General features: G+C 68.9%; 18 protein-coding genes and 1 pseudogene. 13 read left to right on the top strand and 6 right to left on the bottom strand.

Annotated features, from left to right (window positions below):
• Positions 1–28 precede the first annotated feature (28 nt).
• The gene (locus tag EDC02_RS15975; protein WP_123602648.1) at positions 29–2,059 is read right to left on the bottom strand and encodes a cellulase family glycosylhydrolase; all 2,031 of its coding nucleotides are present in this window, start codon (positions 2,057–2,059) and stop codon (positions 29–31) included.
• Positions 2,060–2,443: 384 nt separating this feature from the next.
• Here EDC02_RS15975 and EDC02_RS15970 point away from each other — a divergent pair, with 384 nt between their 5' ends.
• From EDC02_RS15970 to EDC02_RS15950, 5 genes are all read left to right on the top strand, one after another.
• A complete protein-coding gene (locus tag EDC02_RS15970; RefSeq protein WP_123602647.1) occupies positions 2,444–5,983 on the top strand; it encodes a ThuA domain-containing protein in 3,540 nt (1,179 codons plus the stop codon).
• Positions 5,984–6,148: 165 nt separating this feature from the next.
• The gene (locus EDC02_RS15965; protein WP_123602646.1) at positions 6,149–6,685 is read left to right on the top strand and encodes a YlcI/YnfO family protein; all 537 of its coding nucleotides are present in this window, start codon (positions 6,149–6,151) and stop codon (positions 6,683–6,685) included.
• A 93-nt stretch (positions 6,686–6,778) separates the two neighbouring features.
• Positions 6,779–7,624 (top strand): DUF4097 family beta strand repeat-containing protein, encoded by an 846-nt coding sequence (locus EDC02_RS15960; RefSeq protein WP_123602645.1) that lies wholly within the window; start codon positions 6,779–6,781, stop codon positions 7,622–7,624.
• 29 nt (positions 7,625–7,653) lie between these two features.
• On the top strand, positions 7,654–8,616 hold the full coding sequence (locus tag EDC02_RS15955; RefSeq protein WP_123602644.1) for an ATP-binding cassette domain-containing protein: 963 nt from the start codon (positions 7,654–7,656) through the stop codon (positions 8,614–8,616).
• Positions 8,613–9,476, top strand: coding sequence for an ABC transporter permease (locus tag EDC02_RS15950; protein WP_123602643.1), 864 nt, complete (start codon positions 8,613–8,615; stop codon positions 9,474–9,476). The genes EDC02_RS15955 and EDC02_RS15950 overlap by 4 nt, the downstream gene beginning before the upstream one ends.
• Before the next feature lie 34 nt (positions 9,477–9,510).
• Here the strand turns inward: EDC02_RS15950 and EDC02_RS15945 are convergent, their stop codons facing one another.
• Positions 9,511–10,254, bottom strand: coding sequence for a hypothetical protein (locus EDC02_RS15945; RefSeq protein ID WP_123602642.1), 744 nt, complete (start codon positions 10,252–10,254; stop codon positions 9,511–9,513).
• Positions 10,255–10,679: 425 nt separating this feature from the next.
• On the opposite strand from EDC02_RS15945, the pseudogene EDC02_RS41635 reads away from it, so the two are divergent.
• The 3 genes and pseudogenes from EDC02_RS41635 to EDC02_RS15935 form a co-directional block, all read left to right on the top strand.
• A pseudogene (locus EDC02_RS41635) lies at positions 10,680–11,495 on the top strand (reverse transcriptase domain-containing protein); the annotation flags it as partial.
• A gap of 213 nt (positions 11,496–11,708) precedes the next feature.
• Positions 11,709–11,978, top strand: coding sequence for a type II toxin-antitoxin system Phd/YefM family antitoxin (locus tag EDC02_RS41630; RefSeq protein ID WP_233606401.1), 270 nt, complete (start codon positions 11,709–11,711; stop codon positions 11,976–11,978).
• A 14-nt stretch (positions 11,979–11,992) separates the two neighbouring features.
• Positions 11,993–12,187, top strand: a complete 195-nt coding sequence (locus EDC02_RS15935; protein WP_123602640.1) for a DUF397 domain-containing protein — start codon at positions 11,993–11,995, stop codon at positions 12,185–12,187.
• A gap of 280 nt (positions 12,188–12,467) precedes the next feature.
• On the opposite strand, the gene EDC02_RS15930 is transcribed toward EDC02_RS15935, so the two are convergent.
• Positions 12,468–12,674, bottom strand: a complete 207-nt coding sequence (locus tag EDC02_RS15930) for an AlpA family transcriptional regulator (protein WP_233605958.1) — start codon at positions 12,672–12,674, stop codon at positions 12,468–12,470.
• A 137-nt stretch (positions 12,675–12,811) separates the two neighbouring features.
• Here EDC02_RS15930 and EDC02_RS15925 point away from each other — a divergent pair, with 137 nt between their 5' ends.
• The 4 genes from EDC02_RS15925 to EDC02_RS42375 all read left to right on the top strand — a co-directional run bounded on the left by EDC02_RS15925 (position 12,812) and on the right by EDC02_RS42375 (position 14,039).
• A complete protein-coding gene (locus tag EDC02_RS15925) occupies positions 12,812–13,093 on the top strand; it encodes a DivIVA domain-containing protein (protein ID WP_233605957.1) in 282 nt (93 codons plus the stop codon).
• A 113-nt stretch (positions 13,094–13,206) separates the two neighbouring features.
• Entirely contained in the window at positions 13,207–13,455 is a 249-nt protein-coding gene (locus EDC02_RS15920) for a hypothetical protein (RefSeq protein ID WP_123602638.1), read from the top strand.
• Positions 13,452–13,643, top strand: a complete 192-nt coding sequence (locus tag EDC02_RS15915; protein WP_123602637.1) for a hypothetical protein — start codon at positions 13,452–13,454, stop codon at positions 13,641–13,643. The genes EDC02_RS15920 and EDC02_RS15915 overlap by 4 nt, the downstream gene beginning before the upstream one ends.
• Positions 13,644–13,910: 267 nt before the next feature.
• Complete coding sequence (locus EDC02_RS42375; RefSeq protein ID WP_255500381.1) at positions 13,911–14,039, top strand: hypothetical protein; 129 nt, start codon at positions 13,911–13,913, stop codon at positions 14,037–14,039.
• A gap of 486 nt (positions 14,040–14,525) precedes the next feature.
• On the opposite strand, the gene EDC02_RS15910 is transcribed toward EDC02_RS42375, so the two are convergent.
• The 3 genes from EDC02_RS15910 to EDC02_RS15905 all read right to left on the bottom strand — a co-directional run bounded on the left by EDC02_RS15910 (position 14,526) and on the right by EDC02_RS15905 (position 16,959).
• Entirely contained in the window at positions 14,526–15,650 is a 1,125-nt protein-coding gene (locus EDC02_RS15910) for an SAVED domain-containing protein (protein ID WP_199757650.1), read from the bottom strand.
• A 182-nt stretch (positions 15,651–15,832) separates the two neighbouring features.
• A complete protein-coding gene (locus EDC02_RS39560) occupies positions 15,833–16,576 on the bottom strand; it encodes a hypothetical protein (RefSeq protein WP_148083479.1) in 744 nt (247 codons plus the stop codon).
• Complete coding sequence (locus EDC02_RS15905; protein ID WP_158632203.1) at positions 16,573–16,959, bottom strand: mCpol domain-containing protein; 387 nt, start codon at positions 16,957–16,959, stop codon at positions 16,573–16,575. The genes EDC02_RS39560 and EDC02_RS15905 overlap by 4 nt, the downstream gene beginning before the upstream one ends.
• A gap of 269 nt (positions 16,960–17,228) precedes the next feature.
• Between EDC02_RS15905 and EDC02_RS15900 the strand changes: the two genes are divergently transcribed.
• On the top strand, positions 17,229–19,646 hold the full coding sequence (locus tag EDC02_RS15900) for a hypothetical protein (protein WP_123602634.1): 2,418 nt from the start codon (positions 17,229–17,231) through the stop codon (positions 19,644–19,646).
• Positions 19,647–19,658 lie beyond the last annotated feature (12 nt).

Raw genomic sequence — 19,658 nt, 5'->3', positions numbered from 1 at the left:
CGGGGTTCGGTCCCGACACGGTGCGGGGTCAGGACGCGGTGCAGGCCAGGTCGGTCGGCGTCGCGCCGGACCCGGAGCCGACGAACCCGATCGTGGTCGCGGCGTCCGGTGCGAGGGTCCCGTTGTACGGCTCGTTGCGTACCGTGTTGACCCCGCCGGACGTGGTCAACTGGCCGTTCCACAGCGACCCGATCGACGTGCCGCTCGGATTGGTCCAGGTAACCGTCCAGCCGGAGATCGCCGAGGTGCCGGTGTTGCGTACCTCGATGCCGCCCTGGAAGCCGCCCTGCCAGCTGCTGGTCACCGTGTACGTCGCGGTGCAGCCGTCGTCGCCGGGGCCACCGTCGTCGGCTGCGGTGGTGACCGTCCGCGCCGGTGAGGCGGACGAGACGTTGCCGGCGGCGTCGCGGGCCCGCACCGTGAACGTGTAGCTGGTCTGGGCGGTGAGGCCGGAGACGGTGTACGTGGTGCCGGAGACCGTGGCGCCCGGGCTGGCCGGGCCATCGCCGGTCGACTGCAGCACCTGGTACGAGGTGACGCCGACGTTGTCGGTCGCCGCCGCCCAGCTCAGCGTCACCGAGTCGGCGGTGACGTCGCTGGCGGTCGGCTGGCCGGGCGCGGTCGGCGCGGTCACGTCGTCGTCCCCGCCGCCGTCGCTGTACCGCTGGCCGAGGCTGATCCCGGTGGTCGAGTTGGCCCCGCCGAGCGGCATCTGATGGTCGAGGCCGACGAACTTGCCGTCGTGCTGCCACAACGCCGGCTTGAGCACCTGGTTGTACTTGACCTCGTCCCAGCTGGTCCAGTCGTCGAGCAGCAGGCCACCGGTGTCACCGGAGTTGGGGTTCAACGACCAGAACGTGTGGTGGATGCCGTAGTCGATCATCAGGTCGCGCAGGGCGTGCAGCCACTTGTCCTGCCGGGCGTCCTGGCCGTACCGGCCGCCCCACTCGCCGATCAGCAGCGGCGCGGTGTCGTCCTCGTGGACGTAGAGCCAGTTGGGCCGCCACACGTCCTCGGTCAGCGACGCCTTGTCGAACTCACCCTGGAACCACGGCTGCTCGTAGACCAGCGGGCCGTAGTCGTGCGGGGAGTAGACCAGCTGGTCCTGGTTGGCGCCCAGGTCGACCGGGTGCTCGGCGACGCCCCGCAGGTTGCCGCCCCACCAGTTGTAGAAGTAGTTGGGGCTGAGGTCCGGGTTGGTGTTGGGGGAGTCCCAGTCGGCGTGCGGGCGCGGGTAGACCTCGATGCCTTCGCAGAGGATCAGCAGGTCGGGGTTGAACGCCAGGATCCGCCGGCCGGCCGTCTCACAGGCGTGCTTGAAGTTGTCCTGGTCGGTCGAGGAGTCCCACTTGGCCCGCTGCGGGTCGTTCGGGGTGCCGTGCGGCTCGTTCTCGACGTCCATCGCGACGATCGTGTCGTTGTCGCGGTAGCGCTCGGTGACCCACTCCCAGCCCTGGTAGAAGTCCTCGGTGGTGATCGAGCCCTTCCACCACACCGGGTAGAGGTGGCCGGAGTTGTCGGCCTCGGCGCTGTGCACGTCCAGCATGACCTTCAGGCCGTACTTTTCGCACAGGTCGAGCCAGTAGTCGAAGATCTGCAGGTTGTTCAGCCCGTCCAGCTCCGGGTTGACGTACGCGTTGATGTTGGGTCGGGCCAGCGGCTGGCCGGCCTTCCATTCCAGCAGCAGCTGGGTCGAGATCGGCACCCGAACAATGTTGATGCCGCGCTGCGCCATCGCGCGGGTGACCGCCTCGATGTTGGCCGACCACAGGCCGTGGAAGACCCGCTCGGTGGCGTTGTAGCCGAACCAGTTGGCCCCGGTGAGCCACACCTGGTTGCCGGCCTCGTCGACGATCGTGTTCCCGTCGGTGTGCAGCCAGTCGTTTTCCGGCACGGCCTGAGCGGCTGCGGTTGCGGCTGGTGCGGTGGCTGACGTGCCGGTGAGGGCAGCCGGTGGGGCGGCGGCTGCCGTGGCGGGGGCGCTCGGGACGGCGGCGACCGCCCCGAGCAGCAGGCCGGCCGCCGCTGTGGCGGCCCACCGTGTCCGTATCGACGGCATTTAGGGGTTCTCCTGTCGTGGGTCGGGCAGGCGTGGGAGCGCTTCCATCGACAGAGATTACGACGTACCAAGGTCGTAATGGAAGGACGTGATCCCGGTGGGCGCACCGCCGGGGCGCGTGTCTGGCTGCGACAGATCCATTGACTTCCATTTTGTGGCTCCCGTAGGGTCGCAACGACGGCCTTCGATAGCGACGCGGTGACCTGGAGCCGGCATCGTGTTCGCCCCGGGCGAAGGTGAGCAGGGTCGCCCTGGCGGGCCCGCCCGTTGTGCGCGCGTGGCTCGAGCATCGCCAGCCAGCGTCCCCGCTCCAGTCGATCCCCCTGCGGCGTGATTCGGCGCACGCCTGTCCGCACCTCACGACAGAAAGCGAGCTCCCGAATCATGTTCCGAAGATTGGCCCTCTGCCTGGTCATGGTGTTGGCCACGATCAGCTTCAGCGCCGTGCCGGCCCAGGCCCAGGCGGACTTCACCGTCCTGGTCTTCAGCAAGACCGCCGGGTTCCGACACGACTCGATCCCAGCCGGCATCGCCGCGATCGAGCAGCTCGGCGCGCAGCACAACTTCACCGTCGAGACCACCGAGGACGCCGGCCAGTTCACCACCGCCAACCTGTCCCGGTTCCAGGCGGTCATCTGGCTGTCGACCACCGGAGACGTCCTCAACGCCAGCCAGCAGTCGGCGTTCGAAAGCTTCATCCGAGGCGGCGGCGGCTACGCCGGCATCCACGCGGCGGCCGACACCGAATACGACTGGCAGTGGTACGGCAACCTGGTCGGCGCGTACTTCGCCAGCCACCCGGCGAACCAGAACGCCACCGTACGGATCGAGGACAGCTCGCACCCCTCGACCGCCGGGCTGCCGACCGCGTGGAACCGCTACGACGAGTGGTACAACTACCGGACCAACCCACGCTCGGACAACCACATCCTGGCCACCGTGGACGAGAGTACGTACACCGGCGGCACGATGGGCAGTGACCACCCGATCGCCTGGTGCCGAGGCTACGACGGTGGCCGCTCCTGGTACACCGGCATGGGCCACACCAACGAAAGCTTCAGCGACGCGAACTTCCGCAGCCACGTGCTGGGCGGCATCCAGTACGCCGCACAGGGCGCCGGCAACTGCTCGACCAGCCAGACACCCCCCGGCTACAGCGAGGTCACCCTGGCCAAGGGGGTGGCCGAGGTCGGCGAGCCGATGGGCATGACGGTGCTGCCGAACCGGGGCGTGCTGCACACCTCCCGCGAAGGCACCATCCGCTACACCGACGCGGCCGGCAACACCAAGGTGGCGCTGACCATCCCGGTGTACACCCACGACGAGGAAGGGCTGCAGAGCATCGAGGCGGACCCGAACTTCGCCACCAACCGCTGGGTGTACGTGTACTATTCGCCGCCACTGAACACTCCGGGCGGCGACGCGCCGTCGACCGGCTCGGCGGCGCAGTTCGCGCCGTTCAACGGACACAACCGGCTGTCCCGCTTCACGGTCAACGCCGACCACACCCTGGACCGGTCGTCGGAGGTGACGGTCCTGCAGGTCCCGACCAGTCGGGGCATGTGCTGCCACGTCGGCGGTGACATCGACTTCGACGCGGACGGCAACCTCTACCTGTCGACCGGCGACGACACGAACCCGTTCGACTCCAGTGGCTACACGCCGATCGACGAACGGTCCAACCGCAACCCGGCGTACGACGCGCAGCGTACCGCCGGCAACAGCAACGACCTGCGGGGCAAGGTGCTGCGGATCCGGCCGACCGCCAACGGCGGGTACACCATCCCGGCCGGCAACATGTTCCCGGCCGGCACGGCGAACACCAAGCCGGAGATCTACGCGATGGGCTTCCGCAACCCGTTCCGGATGTCCGTGGACAAGGCGACCGGCGTCGTCTACCTCGGCGAGTACGGGCCGGACGCCAGCACCGCCAACCCCAACCGCGGGCCGGCAAACCACGTCGCGTTCGAACGCATCGCCCAGCCCGGCTTCTACGGCTGGCCGTACTGCTCGAACTACAACACGCCGTACATCGACTACACGTTCCCGTCCGGCCCCTCCGGTGCCCCGTTCAACTGCTCCGGCGGGCCGGTGAACAACTCCCCGAACAACTCCGGCATCACCCAGCTGCCGCCGTCGCAGCGGGCCTGGCTGCCGTACGGTGGCGAGCAGAACCCGCCGGAGCTGTGCTGCGGCAGCCTGTCACCGATGGACGCCGTGGTCTACAACTACGACCCCTCGCTCGCCTCCGACGTGAAGTTCCCGGCGTCGATGGACGGCAAGGTGTTCATCGGCGAGTTCGGCCGGCGGTGGATCAAGACGGTCACGGTCACCGGCTCCGGCGGGGTGGGCTCGATCGACCCGTTCCCGGACTACACCGGCACCCAGGTGATGGACCTGGAGTTCGGCCCGGACGGCGCCCTCTACGTGCTCGACTACGGCACCGGCTGGGGCAGTGGGGACGCCAGCTCGGCGGTGTACCGCATCGAGTACAGCTCCGGCGGCGGCCGATCGCCGATCGCCGCCGCGTCCGCCGACCCGACCACCGGCAACGCGCCACTGACCGTACAGTTCAGTTCGGCCGGGACCAGCGACCCGGACGGGGACGCCATCACGTACGCGTGGGACTTCACCACGGATGGCAGCACCGACTCGACGCAGCCGAACCCGTCGTACACGTACACCAGCAACGGCGAGTTCACGGCGACGCTCACGGTGCGCGACAGCACCGGCCGCAGCGCCACCGCGAGCGTGGTGATCGGGGTGGGCCGGCCGACGGTCACCCTCGACCTACCGCGCAACGGCCGGCTGTTCGAGTTCGGTGACGCCATCCCGTTCGAGGTGACGGTCACCGACCCGGACGCGTCGACCATCGACTGCAGCCGGGTGAAGGTCAACTATCTGCTCGGGCACGACAGCCACGCCCATGGCATCTCCAGCGCCACCGGCTGCTCGGGCACCCTGCAGACCACCGAGGACGGCGAACACGACCCGAACGCGAACATCTTCGGAGTCATGATCGCCGAGTACACCCCGGCGGGCGAGACCATCCCGGTGACCTCGACGCAGACGGTGCTGCAGCCCAGGACCCGCCAGGCCGAGCACTACGGTGACCAGCAGGGCACCACCCTGGTGGAGAAGCCCTCCGCCAACGGCGGCAGCGCGGTCGGCTACATCGAGAACGGCGACTGGATTTCGTTCACCCCGTACAACCTGGCCGGGGCCACGTCGTTCACCGCCCGGGTCGCCTCCGCCGGCTCCGGCGGCACCATCTCGCTGCGGACCGGCTCGGCGTCGGGACCGGTCATCGGTACGGCCACCGTCAGCCCGACCGGTGACTGGGAGACCTGGACCACCGTCACCGGCACGCTCACCCCACCCAGCGGTACGCAGAACCTGTTCCTCGTCTTCACCGGCGGCTCCAGCTACCTGTTCGACGTCGACGAGTTCACCTTCCGCAGTGGTGGCACGACACCGCCGCCGACGACGGCGCCACCGACCACGGCTCCGCCCACCACGGCGCCACCGACGACCGCACCTCCGACGACCGCGCCGCCGACCACGGCCCCGCCCACCACCGCGCCACCGACCACGGCACCGCCGACGACCGCGCCGCCCACTGGGCCGTCGTGTTCGGCGGAGTACTCGGTGATCGGGCAGTGGCAAGGTGGCTTCCAGGGTGAGGTACGGGTCACCGCCGGATCAACGTCGATCAGCGGCTGGACGGTCACCTGGACATTCAACGGCGGACAGACCGTCAGCCAGTCCTGGAGCGCCACCGTCACGTCGAGCGGCGCCGACGTGACCGCACGCAACGTCTCCTACAACGGGTCGCTCGGTGCCGGAGCCAGTACGACGTTCGGCTTCATCGGCTCGGGCAACAGCGGAGACAACGTGTCTTCGCTGAGCTGCACCGCCAGCTGATCAACGAGGCTGCGCGGCGCCCACCAGTTGGTGGGTGCCGCGCAGCTTTCGTCTGTCGGCCGTAGTGTCACTCCTTCGGATCAGCGTGCCGCGAGGTGCCAGGATGGCATCACTGTGATGCCAAGATGACTTGTTGATGGTGCCATCCTGTGCCATGATGGCGTCATGGACTTGACGTCGTACGTGAGCAACCTCGGGCGGGAGTTCGCCACCCTCGCCGAAACCGGCGGAGACGAGGCGCGGGCACTGGTCGAGCGCCTGACCGGGTCGCTCGAGTCGGCGATCCGGATGACCCTGCTGGACGCGCTGTCGGCCGCCGCCGACGAGATCACCCGCGACCTGGCACCCGGCTCGGTGGAGTTGCGGCTACGCGGCCGCGACCCGCACTTCGTCGTCACCACGCCACCGGCCGAACCGACCGGGCCCACCACCACCGGCGACGCCGCAGCGACGGCCGACGGCCCACCCGACAACGACCTGCTGATCACCGAGGACGGCCCGGTCGCGCGGATCAACGTACGCCTGCCCGAGCAGCTCAAGGCCGCGGTCGAGGAGGCCGCCGCCAAGGAGGGGCGCTCGGTCAACGCCTGGCTGGTCCGGGCGGCAGCCGCTGGTCTGCAGCGGTCCGACCGGGACCGGCGCCGCGACGAACGCGGCACCGGGAAACGCAGCACGCAGACCTTCACCGGCTGGGTGCGCTAGCCGCACCGCCCCCTCCCACTTACCGTCTACTCTCCACACCTCACGTCCCCGACCTGCGGGGACGGCCCACCAACCCATGATGCGGGGACAACCATGCCTACTTTCGACACACCCGAACCGATCTCCGTCACCGTCGAACTCGGCAGCGGCAACGTACAGATCGCCGCGACCCAGCGCACCGACACCGTCGTCGAGGTCCGCCCGAGCGACACAGCCGACGACTCCGACGTGGCCGCCGCCGCCCGGGTACGCGTCGACTACGCCAACGGCACACTGCGGATCACCGGCCCGAAGTCACCCGCCTTCGACTTCTCCCGTCGGACCAGGTCCGTCGAGGTGTCCATCCAACTGCCCAGCGGCTCCCAGGTCTCCGCCGAGACGCAGTTGGGCGACGTCCGCTGCACCGGACGGCTCGGGCAGTGCCGGGTCAGGACCGCCGCCGGAAACGCCTGGCTGGAACTGACCGGCCCGCTGCGCGTGGACACCTCGGCCGGCCACATCACCGTCGACGGCGTCACCGGCGACGCCCGGATCACCACCGGCTCCGGAAAGATCCAGATCGGCGAGATCGACGGCACCGCCGTGGTCAAGAACTCCAACGGCGAGACCACGATCGACGCGGTCACCGGCGAGGTACGGGTGCGCGCGGCCAGCGGTGACATCCGCGTCGAACGGGCCGGCGCCGGCGTCGACGCGAAGACGTCCAACGGCAGCATCCGCCTCGGCGAGGTGGTGCGCGGCTCGGTCGTGCTCGGCACCGCCATGGGCAGCCTGGACGTCGGCATCGCCGAGGGCATCGCCGCCTGGTTGGAAGTGAAGACCGACTTCGGGAAGGTCCACAACCTGCTGGAGACCGCCACCCGGCCCGACGACGCCGACGAGACCGTCGAGGTACGCGGCCGCGTCTCCTACGGCGACATCACCATCCGCCGCTCCTGACCCACTGCTGGCTCGAAGAGAGGGCGACCATGCACTCCACGCAGCCCCGGCCGGCGATCGCCGCCACCGGCCTCCGCAAGGCGTACGGCGATCACGTCGTGCTCGACGGCATCGACCTGCACGTACCGGCGGGAACGGTCTTCTCGCTGCTCGGCGCGAACGGCGCAGGGAAGACCACCACGGTCAAGATCCTGTCCACGCTGATCCGACCGGACGCCGGGGACGCCCGGGTCGCCGGGCACGACCTCACCCGCGACCCCGACGCGGTCCGCGCCGCGATCGGCGTCACCGGCCAGTTCTCGGCGGTGGACAACCTGCTCACCGGCGCGGAGAACCTGCGGCTGATGGCCGACCTGCACCACCTCGGCCGGGCCGACCGGCGGCGGCGCGTCGCCGGACTGCTCGACCAGTTCGACCTGACCGAGGCGGCCGGCAAGCCGGTGTCGACCTACTCCGGCGGCATGCGGCGGCGGCTCGACCTGGCGATGACCCTGGTCGGCGACCCGCGAGTGATCTTCCTCGACGAGCCGACCACCGGGCTCGACCCGCGCAGCCGACGCACCATGTGGCAGATCATCCGGGACCTGGTCGCCGACGGCGTCACCATCTTCCTGACCACCCAGTACCTGGCCGAAGCCGACGAACTGGCCGACCGGATCGCGCTGCTCGACCACGGGCGGGTGGTCGCCGAGGGGACCGCCGAGGAACTCAAACGCCGCATCCCCGGCGGCCACATCCGGCTGCACTTCGCCGACCAGCGACGCCTCGACGCGGCCACCCGCGTACTCGGCCAGACACCCCGTGACCCCGACCCGCTCGCTCTGCGGGTGCCCAGCGACGGCAGCCTGCAGGCGCTGAAGACCCTGATCAGCCGGCTCGACGACCACGCCGTCGAAGTCGACGAACTGTCCGTACACACACCCGACCTCGACGACGTCTTCCTCGCCCTGACCGGCGACCCAACCGACAACGACAAGGTGACCACCCGATGAGCGCCCACGCCCTGACCGGCCCGGCCACCGCCGCCGCTGGCCTGCGTATCCACCCGCTGCGCGACTCGGTGACGATGCTGCGCCGCAACCTCAGACGCATGCTGCGCTACCCGTCGATGACCGTCACGCTCGTCGGGATGCCCGTCGTCTTCCTGCTGCTGTTCGTCTACGTGTTCGGCGGCACCCTCGGCGCCGGGCTCGGCGAACTCGGCGCGACGATGTCCGGCGGGACGCTCCCCGGCGGCGGGGCCGGCGGGCGCGCCGCGTACGTCAACTACGTGGCACCGGCGATCATCCTGATGACCGTGACGACCACCGTCCAGGGGACCGCGATCTCGATCGCCATGGACATGACCGAAGGCATCATCGGCCGATTCCGTACGATGCACATCGCCCGTGTCTCGGTGCTCACCGGACACGTCCTGGGCAGCATGATCCAGGCGATGGTCAGCGTGGCGGTCGTCGTCGGCGTCGCGCTGCTGGTCGGCTTCCGGCCCACCGCCGGGCCGGTCGGGTGGCTGGGTGCCGCCGGTTTCCTGCTGGTGGTGACCTTCGCGCTCGTCTGGCTGTCCGTCGCGCTCGGCCAGGTGAGCCGCAGCGTCGAGACCGCCAGCAACCTGCCGATGCCGCTGATCCTGCTGCCGTTGCTCGGCAGCGGGTTCGTCCCCACCGACTCGATGCCGGCCGGGCTGCGCTGGTTCGCCGAGTACCAGCCGTTCACCCCGATCATCGAAACCCTGCGCGGACTGCTGATGGCCGAGCCGGTCGGCAGCAACGGGTGGATCGCGCTCGCCTGGTGCGCGGCCATCGCGCTCGGTGGATACCTCTGGTCGAGGCGGCTGTTCAACCGCGAACCCTGAACCCTGAATGTGGCTGATGCCTGCTGCGGCACAACTATGCCGCAGCAGGATCAGACCCTTCTGCGGTACGGCGCCCTCGGCCGGATGTCCGGGCGGTCGCCGGCGTTCGCGTCGGTGGCACAGCGACGACGAGGACCGCCGTGACGGTGAGCAGCCCGGCCAGCCACGCCATCGGGCGCAGGCCGACCATCGTGAAGCCGAGCCACGGCGGCGCCCACGGGTCGCCGCCGGTGATCGCTGCATGGCTGGTGGCCAGCCCACCCACCGCCAGAGCGGGCAGGCTCAAGACGGCGGCAGCTCCGAGCAAGGAGACGGTGACGACCCGGACCCAGGCGCGTCCGCTGGTGTGCGCATCGAGCTGCCGAAGGGCAAGCAACGTGATGATCAGGGCGACGAGGAATCCGGTGACCGCCAGCGGCCAGACCCACCACGGCCGCGCGCGGCCAACGTCGATCACGAAGCTCGTGGCGTCCCGCGCAGACAGACGCACGGCGACACCGTCCCGGGTCGCCGTGAAAGCGTCGTAGTCGCCGTTGGCGCGGAATCGTTCGGCATCCCAACCGGCAGCCGTGAGCCGGTCGACCGCCTCGCTGACCAGACGGCCGTCGGAGGTCGACGCCGGACCGAACGGCAACGGCACCCTGACGGTCCCGGCGACGTAGCCGTCACCTCCGACGAGCAGGGTCCAGGCGCCGTCGACAGCCGGCGGAAACCCGTGCCGGTCACCGTTCTGGGTCGGCGCACCCGCCTCGACGCTGGGAAACGCGACAGCGGCCACCTGTCGGGCTGCCGCCGTGTCGGTGTTCGGCCCTGCTGTCTGCCAACCCAACCACGAACCGAACACGGCACCGACAAGACCAGCCGACGTCGCAAGAATCAGATAAGCGATCTTCACCTTGTGTCCAGCGAGTAGAGCTGCAGGCCGATTGCCCTCCTGATAAAACAAGGTGGCGTCAATCCGGTGCGGGTTTCGTGTGTTCGGGGGCCGTCGCCGTGTTCGGCGGTGAGGGTGCGCTCGACTACGCCGGGTCTCAATCCGGTGCGGGTTTCGAGGTTCACTTGGGATCTTTCCGCCAACCTACCCGGGATCCCGGGCGTGTCGGGGGTTGTCGCAAGGGGCATTTTCGGACATAAGCTCCCGTTGATCTCGGTGATGACGTCGATGCCTCCGATTCTATCGGAGTTCGTCCGTCCGATCTCGGCATGAACACCTCTCCATCCCGGCTGTTGAGTCGGATGTCTGACCAGCCGACGTTGTGGGCCGCGTGGTCGCTGGTCGCCGCCGGCACCGCACTCGCCGGAGCGGACGGCGTGACCGTCGCCGAGTTCGCCCACCACCTCGGCCCACGACTGGAGTCGCTGTCCGCGCTGCTGCGCAGCGGCGAATACACTCCGCAACCCCTTCGATTGATGACCGTCACCCGTGGTGGCGAGCGCCGCGACCGGGGCATTCCGACCGTCGCCGACCGGGTCGCTAAGCGCGCTTTCCTGCACGTCGCCGGCGACCGGTGGGAGACCCGCCGCGCCGAGGTCAGTTTCGCGTACCAGCGGGGTCGTTCCTGGGTGAACGCGCTGACGATGGCTCTCGCGTACCGGGACAAGGGGTTGCGCTATGTGGTCCGCGCGGACATCGCCGATTTCTTCGCCAGCGTCGACCACCAACTCCTGCACGAGATGGTCAGCGGCAGTCTCGCCGACCCGGCGGTCAGCCGGATCGTACGCGGCTGGTTCACCGCGCCGATGCTGACCGCCGCCGGTCTGCGTACCCGGGGCCGGGGTGTTCCCGAAGGCGCGCCGATCAGTCCGACCCTGGCCAATCTCTACCTGCGTGAATTCGACGCCCGGGTCGACGGCCGGCACGGCCGGCTGGTGCGTTACGCCGACGACTTGGCGCTGTTCTGCCTCGACCTCGACGCGGCGGTCAACGGCGCCCGGCAGATCGGTGCCGAGCTGGCCGCGCTCAACCTGCGGCTGCACTCGGACAAGACGCAGATCACCACGTTCGACGCCGGGTTCAGCATGCTCGGCTGGGTGTTCGACGGCGAACACGGCTGGCCCGAGCCGCCCAACGCGGACTGGACCCATCCGCTGCTCAACACGCCGCAGCGGGGCAAGCTGCCGGCCGGCAACGGGAGAGCCGGCCGCCCGGCCCGACCTGGCCCGCGCCGTCATCCCCGCCAAGGCGGCTGGCAAGGCACCGCGCGGTACGGTTCCCGTGTGGAGCGGATCACGCTGCGGGAGTTCCGCGATGACGCGGGCAGGGCGCTGGAGTCGGTCGGGCGCACCGGTGAGCCGGTCGTCATCACCACGTACGAGAGGCCGGTGGCTGTACTGGTCGGGATCGACGAGTGGGAAGAGTACGAAGCATTCAGGGACAGCAAGGACGCTGCGGTGATCGCCCGATCCCGTGCCGAGGGACAGTTCGTCGCGTTGTCAGCGGCGCTGGAATCGCTCGGGGTCGAACCTCGTGAAGTTCAAGCTGTGGCTGGGGCGGGTCGGTGAGGAGAATCGAGGCCATGAGCAGCTTTCCAGCCGCAGGTTGGAGCAAGTCCACGCGGTCCGGTGGCGACGACAACTGCGTCGAGGTGAACGTGACGGGTGATCGGGTGGGCGTGCGGGACAGTAAGGCCGGCCCGGCGGGTCCGATTCTCGACTTCAGCCGTACGTCGTTCGCCTCGTTGCTCCACAGCCTGCCCGCCAGACAGGGGTAGGTTGCTGGCCGCGCGTGGTTTGTCGGCGGCACCTGACGTGATCCGCAGCGGGCGCCCTTGGATGGTGTGGCGGCGGCGATGCGGAACCGGCCGGACGCGGATGTGCTGGCCCAGGCGCGGGAGGCCGTCGCCGAGCACATGCCGAGCGGGTTGGCCGAATGCCGAGCGTGTGACGTGTCGGCGCGCGCCGTCCCAGGTTACGACGTACATGGAAGGACGTAGATCAGCACATCGCCCGAGCCGGCCGGGTCCGCGCTGCCGACTCGGAGGGCGGAGAAGGCTACTCGTCGGCGTCCGGGCGCGGCGGCCGGTTGTGCTTCGCCCACTCGGTGATCTCGGCAGCGAGGTACACCTTCATGCCGCGTAGCTCCTGGTAGGGCTTCGGAAAGCCGGGTCGGCGAGCGATCTGTTGGAACCGCTGCCGAGACACGCCGAGGTACTCGGCGATCTCGTACGGACCCATCAACTCGCCCGGTCCTCCGGTCATGAGCCGAACGGTAGGCATCTTCGGGTCTACCCAATTGGGCCTACCCTATTGACTACTCCCGCAAATGTGGCTCATGATTCGCGTGTGCCAGCAGGGATCGGGAGACGCGGGATCGGGGTTGCGCAGTGATCGAGGGCGTGAGGCATCAGGTCGAACCGCACCAGGTCAGGGCGGTCCGGTTCGGGTCGCGGTGGCGTGGGCTGGACCCCGACGAGGTGTACGTCTATCTGGGGCTTCTCGCCGACGAGCTGGATCGGCTGGTCCGACAGAGCGATGCCGCTCGGACCGAGTCCGAACGGCTCCGGGAAGGACTGCGGCAGTGGCGGCAACGGCACATCGGCTGCCGGTTCGACGACCCGCCGCCGGCATCGGGTGATCCGGAGCCCGGTCGGCAAGCCCGGAACGGGGGTCGGTGGTGAGCCCCGGAGTTCGCTGGACGATCCACGTACCCACCCCTGGCCAGACAAGGCGGCCCCGAGCGGCGCGGACACGCCAACCCGGGGCCTTGATCGGACACGGGAGGTCCGACCCGATGAATAGTTTCCCCGCCCCACCGGACGAACTCGCACCCGCCCGGCTGATGGCGCTCTACCCGCCCGGCAAGAGCCCTGTCATCGACCGGGTGGAGAACGCGCTCCGGGCGTTCGAGGCCATCGACCGGCCCAGCGCCGAACGGCTGCTGTCCATGTGGGCACACACTCCGGAGCTGTCTCGCCGGGAGCGGGCCGCCGTGCTCGCCCGGTTCGATCCCACCGATTCGGGCGGAGGGCGTACGTCGTGACGATCCTGGTGATCGGCCCGCGTGAGCTGCCGAAGACGGACACGGTGGAGGTGTGGTGTGACGCGGGTTCCGGCGCGACGGGGCAGCACGTCAAGGTTCCCGTGAAGCTGCTGACCCTCTCCGAGTGCGACCGTGGGGAGGGCCGGGCGGCGCTGTACGAGTACGAGTCGTACTACTGCCGGGAGTGACCGAACCCGGCCAATTCTGGTCGGGCGTTCCGTCCTCCGTGTGGGTCAGGTGGCCGGAACCGGCTCGGGCGGTTACGTCGTACGGTGCCCCGGCTCCATGGCCGGTCACTGGTGCCCAACGCCAACGCCGACGGGCATCGTACGGCCGCGCGCGCTCCGGGCCTTCCGTTCCGCTTGGGCGACCCTGCGGACCCTCGGGGGTCGGGCCGGTGGCGGCAACCACCGGCCCGACCCCACCATCCTCATTCGTAGAGAAGGCAGAGGATCATGGACATCTGCGCGTTGACGAGCGCCGCGTTGCTCGGCTTCCTCGCCGGCCTGTTCTCGTTCCGAGTAAAGAGCCGCTGGTGCCCCAAGTGCGGTGAGCTGACCACCACCCCACCGCCGTCACGCTGACACCCAGCCCCAAATTCGGCTCGGAGCTTCTCGTTCCTCGCGTCTTGGGGCCGTTTCAATCTGGTGCGGTTTTCGTGTGTCCGGGGACACGGAACTGTTCAGCTCCAGCCTCGCGGCGATCAAGGGTTTCAATCCGGTGCGGTTTTCGTTTGTCCGGGGACCGTGTCCGAAATGCCGGGCGGATTGAGCTGGGCAAACAGGTGGCTCCGAAGGCAACCTCATGATCATCATGATCTTGGTGACGGCTTAGCTGATCTCTGTAAGGTGAGTTTTCGCAGGTCGGGCGTACTTTGGGATCTTTCCGCCAACCTCCCCCGGATCCCGGGCGTGTCGAGGGTTGCCGCAATCGACATTTCACTGCAACTCCGGCACCTAATCTTGCGTATATCGATGTGCTGTCCGTCCTCGATGGAGGCCGCTGGGCTCGGCGTGGCCGTCTCACCTCCCGTCCGGTAGTCGCCGACATGCCGATGTGGAAATTGTCGCTCACCGGGTCGGCTCCGGCAAGGGAAACGGTTGGTACGAGTGGGTGTCCCGGTCGAACGAAAAGACCGTCCACCGCCCCGGATCCGGTGCCGCCAGGCGGGCGCCCAACGCCAACGAGATCGCCACCGAGCCGCTGAGGAACACCGCGTACCGGCCGGTGCGGGCGGCACTCGGCAACGCGGCGGCCAGCCACTCCCGTCGGGCCTGCTCCACCACCCCGGTATAGGTGGCCGCGTCCTCGGCCAGCAACGAACCCGCGCTGCGCAGCACCAGCAGGTGACCGATGCCGTGTTGTCGGCAGGTCTCCCGTACCGGATCGGCGAAATGCTGCCCGAAACCTTGCAGATCCAGCGCGAGCGCCGCCCGCGACGGATCCCCGCCCTCGACGGTCTCCAAGCTCGCCGACAGCGGAGCCGCCGCCGACTCGGTGGCCCGCAACGCCGTCGCCGCGAAATACGGGGGAGACCCGTCGGCCTGGCGGACGGCGTGGACCCGCACCTCACGCGAATGGGTGTGACCCAGCCGGGCCCCGAACCAGAACGCCAGATGCAGCGGCATCGTCGGGATCAGATCGACCCGGGTCGCCTCCGGCGTCAGCCGCTGCGCCAGCATCAACGCGTTGAACGTCTCATCCGCCAACTTCTCGACCCGAGACTTGTCCACCACCGGATCGCCGGACAAGGTGACCGCCGTCGCCACCGTCACCGCACACGTCGACCGGCTGAACTCCTCGGCCTGCTGCTCGTACTGCCGGGCCTTGGCCAGCCCACGCCCGACGTCGCGCGCGGTCACCACGATCCCCACCTGCACCTGCCGGTGCGCCCGCTCCCGCAGCCCGAACCCGGCCACCAGCAGTGCCACCCCGGCCAGGCAGCCCACCACGAACCACCACCGGCCGGCCGCCTCACCGACCATCACCGACTTGGCCGCCTCGACACCGAACCCGCCGGCCAGCGCGCCGCCGACCGCCACCGCCGCCGTCCCGTCCGACAACGCCGCCCGCAGCCCGCCCGCCCAGCCGCCCCGGTCACCGCCCGACCCGCCGCCGGCCCGACCCGCCCGGCCGCCACCGGTCGCCGAGCCGAATACCGTCAACCCCGGTCCGTCCCACCGATCGTCCGTCACCGTGCCATCATCGACGCCGGCCGCGCTACTGTGGAACCCGCCACCGGGGCAAGGTCGCCATCGGATCCCCGACACAGGCATCGCGACCGCTGCCAGCCGGTCGCGTCGGCAAGCTCGGTGCGGACCCAGTCTGCGATGAGTCCCGACTACCTGTCGCCTCCGCGTCTTCGGTGGCTGGTTTGTCAGTCATGAGAAATGAACTGATAGGCGGCAGCAAGACTTCCAAGAATATTGGCAAGAAGGCTGACGAGCGACAATGCGATATGTTGAGGGTCGACGATTAGGGTGATGGTGAGTGTGCTGAATCCAATTAGCAGTAATGCTGCTGCTGTGATGGTGATTCGTTCTCGTGGAACGTATCCCTTGAGGTTGTTGTATATCCCTGTATCGCGGGTTATCGGGGTGTAGCTATAGCTGGCGCCATCTTCGTAATAGAAAGGTGCCCTGGATCCAGGATTCCCGGCATTCTGCTGCTGCAGTTCGTATGTGTAGAACTCTTTGTGATGCCTTAGGCCAAGTATAGTTACTTTTATGGCTGGAACTTTCGACAGTCCTGTGATATCGACCGTTGGTGCAACGGTGTCAACTTTCTTGTATTCGTCCAGGAGTCGCGGAATCTCGTCGACCTTCTCACTACGGATATCGCTATTCGTCTGGATCTTGCTTGCTATCGCCCCGTATGCCTTGCGTGCGCTCTCGGGTAGAGATACTGTCTTTTGCTCGTAGGTATAGGTGCCTTGGGAGAGCTCTCTTAGTCTTCCTTGCATATTGTCGAGTACCAAATTGGGTGAGGCGCTGTCCATCGAGCCAGAGGTGACTGCCACGAAGGTGAAATGATCAATTCCGTATTGGTCATGGAGGACTGATAGTACGTTTATGTACGTTTCAGGTTTCCCTGACTGCATGAAGATGAGTGCGCGCTTCACGTCTCGATCCCCGGCCTCTGGGGTGCGGGAATTATCCTGTTCTTGCCGGTGGATTTAGCTACTTTCAGTGCTAAATAGGCTCCTTGCATGGTCTCGGCGTAGCCGCCAGAAAAGCTGAATCCAGTGTTCGCGGTTGCCTGCTTGACAAGTGAGATCGAACGCTCGATCTCTCGTTGTGGCAGGCGGGCGAGGATGCTGTCGCCGCTCCCGAGGATGATGTCAACATCGGGTGTCAGCTGCAGTGACTGTACGACCCGGGACACCGTCTGACTAAAATCTCTGGCGAAGGTCTGCAGGTCGTGCAGGTTCTCGGTCAGCATGTAGAGTTCGAGGCGGCGGCCGATGTCGTCGCCGTCCAGAGCGAGGAACCATCTAGCAGTCACGGTCTGGCCCCTGCGGTTCGTGCAGCCAGCCGGCTCTCCCGGTAAAGCCTGACCCGAGCGGATGGCACACTACCGCGAACTGGTCGTCCAGGGGCGAACATGAAGAGTCCTCGCGTCGCATCAGACCATCATCGGTGGTGGCGGCCACTGTAGAGAGCCCGATGAGGCAGTAGATCGCCTTGTCGACAGATGGGTTGCGGGTCCCCCTGATCGCAGTAACGTAGTTCGGCTAACCACATCGACCCCTACACCTTGATCGGACGGGTCAGTTGCAGACCTGCTTCCTGGTACACCCCGCCGGGCACGCTGACCTCGGCGTACCCGTACCTGACAGCGCCGGTGCCGCCACCTTGTTACAGCTGCTTGACGAGCGGCCTGACGACGATGACCAGACCCGGCGGATCCTGCGGCTACGCACCCCGGCGCAGATCACCGGCGGCATGGCGCCGCTGGCCGCCGCGCTCGCTGCTTTACGCGCCGACTCCGACACCGCCGTACACCTGATTGTTGTGACCACCACCCCGGTTGCTTCTATCGCTGCCGCAATCCGACGCGCCCTCCGCCGCCTGCCCGACCTGTACGGCGGCACCATCGCCGCCGTTACCGTGGTGCACGCTGACAGCCTCGACGAGATCGACATCGCCACCGGCGTCGCTCGCGTCCTCGTCGCCCAGGCAAATCCTGGTGCCGACCGGATCTGCATGAACTGGGGCGTCGGAGCAACCCAGACCGTCCTCGGCGCACTCGACGCCGTCATCACGTCCGGGCTGCCGTGGTCGTTGATCCGGATCGGGCCGACCGTGCCGCCCCGGCACGCCGTCTACGACCCGACGGCCGGGTTGCCGGTCGACCCGGTGGTGCCGTTGCTGCGTCGCTGGCGTTACCACGATCTGCTGCGGGCTCTCGCCGACGCGGGTCAGCTCAGCCTGACCGTCGAGCAGCGGCGGGTCGTCGACGCCGAAGCCGAGCACTACGGGCAGGCGTACGTCGAGCCGAACGCCGACCGGATGCGGGCCGTGATGGCCGCCGCGTTGATGCGCGGTGACGGCAGCAGCGGCTTCACCGTCCGCGCCTACGTCGCCCAGCGCTACCGTGAGCTGCGCGCCGCCGACGGCTCCCCGGTGGACCTGCTCACCTGGGCCGAACAGCAGGCCAAACGATCCCCGGTCACCCTCGGGGCGATGCTGCGGGTCATCCGCGAGCAACGCGCCGGGCACGCCAACCCGGCGGTACGGGCGGCGAAAGCCGCGCCCAGCGGCCGGTGGCTCGCCTCGCAGATCGTGCACCAGCTCAACGAGATGGGCAAAGCCAGCGCCCACGAACTCAAACCACCGGACCCGCCGATGCTCGACGCGCTGCGCCGACACCTGCGCCAACACGACGGCGTCCCGGCCACGACAGCGGCCGGCGACGACGCGCCGGCCGGGCTCGGGCCGCTGCCCCTGGTGCCCGGCGACACCGTCTGGTACCTCAGCGTCGTCGGCAACCCGTCGCGCGACGGCAGCCCGTACATCGTCGAACAGGTCGTCGAGGCCGCCGCCGACCCCGACCGGCGCGACGACCTCGACCCGGCGGTCCGCACCTACCTCGGGGTGCCGGCCGGCCAGCCGGTGCCGGTCAAGGCGTTGATCCTCGGCACCGCCGCCGGCACCTATCCGCACGCCCGCCAGGCCGCCGACCGGCTGCGGGCCGCCGGGCACACCGCCGTCGCCGCCCCGATCGCCGACCTCGGCGTCGCCGTCGACGCCCCGGCGGCGTTCACCGAACCGGCAGCCGCCGAGCTGCTGCGCCAGCGCGTCGGCCCGGACACCGGGGCGATCGTGCTGATCCCCACCGGGCCGAAGGAGCATGTGCTGACCCTGCTCGCCGCCGGGCAGCAGGCTGCCGCCGTACGGGGAATCCCGCTGTTCCTGCGCCAGCTCGTCAGCCGCGACCGGAGCGTGCTCGACGCCGGCACCCACCGGCTGCCGCTGCGCTTCGGCACCGACCTGGCCATCCTGGCTGCCGCCAGCCACGCCCTCGACATCGCCGAGCTCGACACCGCCGCCCGGCTGCTCGGCACCCTCGCCGCCGGGCAGCCGCTGAGCGCCCGCGCGGTGAGCCTGTCCGACGCGCTGCGCTGCGCCACCCGGCGGCTGCGCCGCTGGCCGGTGCCGGTGCAGGCCGACGTCACCACCACCGAGGACTGCACCTTCCGGATGATCGGCGAACGGATCGACGTGTGGGCCGCGCTGCCCGACGTCGACCGGGACGCCGCCACCGGCATGCGCGCCATCATCGGCGCCTGCGCCAGCACCGAACACTCCATCGACGCCAACCGGCTCAAGGAAGCCACCCGGCGGCAGGTGCTGCGACCGCTGTACGAGATCCGCAACCGGCTGCCGATCACCCACGGCCACGGCCACATCGACGGCGACACCCCGCAGCCGCTGAACCCGGAGCCACGCAACCTGGAACCGCTGATCGTGGAACGCACCGGGGGAGCGCAGCGCACCGTCAGCGGGCTGCTCAGCGCGATGGCCGACGCCGCCCGCGCCACCTTCGGCGACCGCCCCGGCGGCGGACCCCGGCTGGCCGACCTGCTCGCTGAGCTGCGCACCGACGTACGCCGGCTGCGCGACGCCGAACACACCGAGCTGGCCTGGCGCGCCGATCGGGCCGGCCAGGCCGGTGCCGGGCTCCGGTAGCGGGACCTCCAC

The organism is Micromonospora sp. Llam0, assembly GCF_003751085.1.
In the GTDB taxonomy this organism is placed as follows: domain Bacteria; phylum Actinomycetota; class Actinomycetes; order Mycobacteriales; family Micromonosporaceae; genus Micromonospora_E.
This window is presented reverse-complemented; position numbering and strand designations above follow the sequence as displayed.

Excerpts from the sequence above, each read along its gene's own strand:
- EDC02_RS15970 (WP_123602647.1), top strand. The coding sequence starts at position 2,444 with ATGTTCCGAAGATTGGCCCTCTGCCTGGTCATGGTGTTGGCCACGATC.
- EDC02_RS15930 (WP_233605958.1), bottom strand. The coding sequence starts at position 12,674 with ATGACCGGAGGACCGGGCGAGTTGATGGGTCCGTACGAGATCGCCGAG.
- EDC02_RS15920 (WP_123602638.1), top strand. The coding sequence starts at position 13,207 with ATGAATAGTTTCCCCGCCCCACCGGACGAACTCGCACCCGCCCGGCTG.
- EDC02_RS15960 (WP_123602645.1), top strand. The coding sequence starts at position 6,779 with ATGCCTACTTTCGACACACCCGAACCGATCTCCGTCACCGTCGAACTC.
- EDC02_RS42375 (WP_255500381.1), top strand. The coding sequence starts at position 13,911 with ATGGACATCTGCGCGTTGACGAGCGCCGCGTTGCTCGGCTTCCTCGCC.
- EDC02_RS15965 (WP_123602646.1), top strand. The coding sequence starts at position 6,149 with ATGGACTTGACGTCGTACGTGAGCAACCTCGGGCGGGAGTTCGCCACC.
- EDC02_RS15955 (WP_123602644.1), top strand. The coding sequence starts at position 7,654 with ATGCACTCCACGCAGCCCCGGCCGGCGATCGCCGCCACCGGCCTCCGC.
- EDC02_RS15935 (WP_123602640.1), top strand. The coding sequence starts at position 11,993 with ATGAGCAGCTTTCCAGCCGCAGGTTGGAGCAAGTCCACGCGGTCCGGT.
- EDC02_RS15950 (WP_123602643.1), top strand. The coding sequence starts at position 8,613 with ATGAGCGCCCACGCCCTGACCGGCCCGGCCACCGCCGCCGCTGGCCTG.
- EDC02_RS15975 (WP_123602648.1), bottom strand. The coding sequence starts at position 2,059 with ATGCCGTCGATACGGACACGGTGGGCCGCCACAGCGGCGGCCGGCCTG.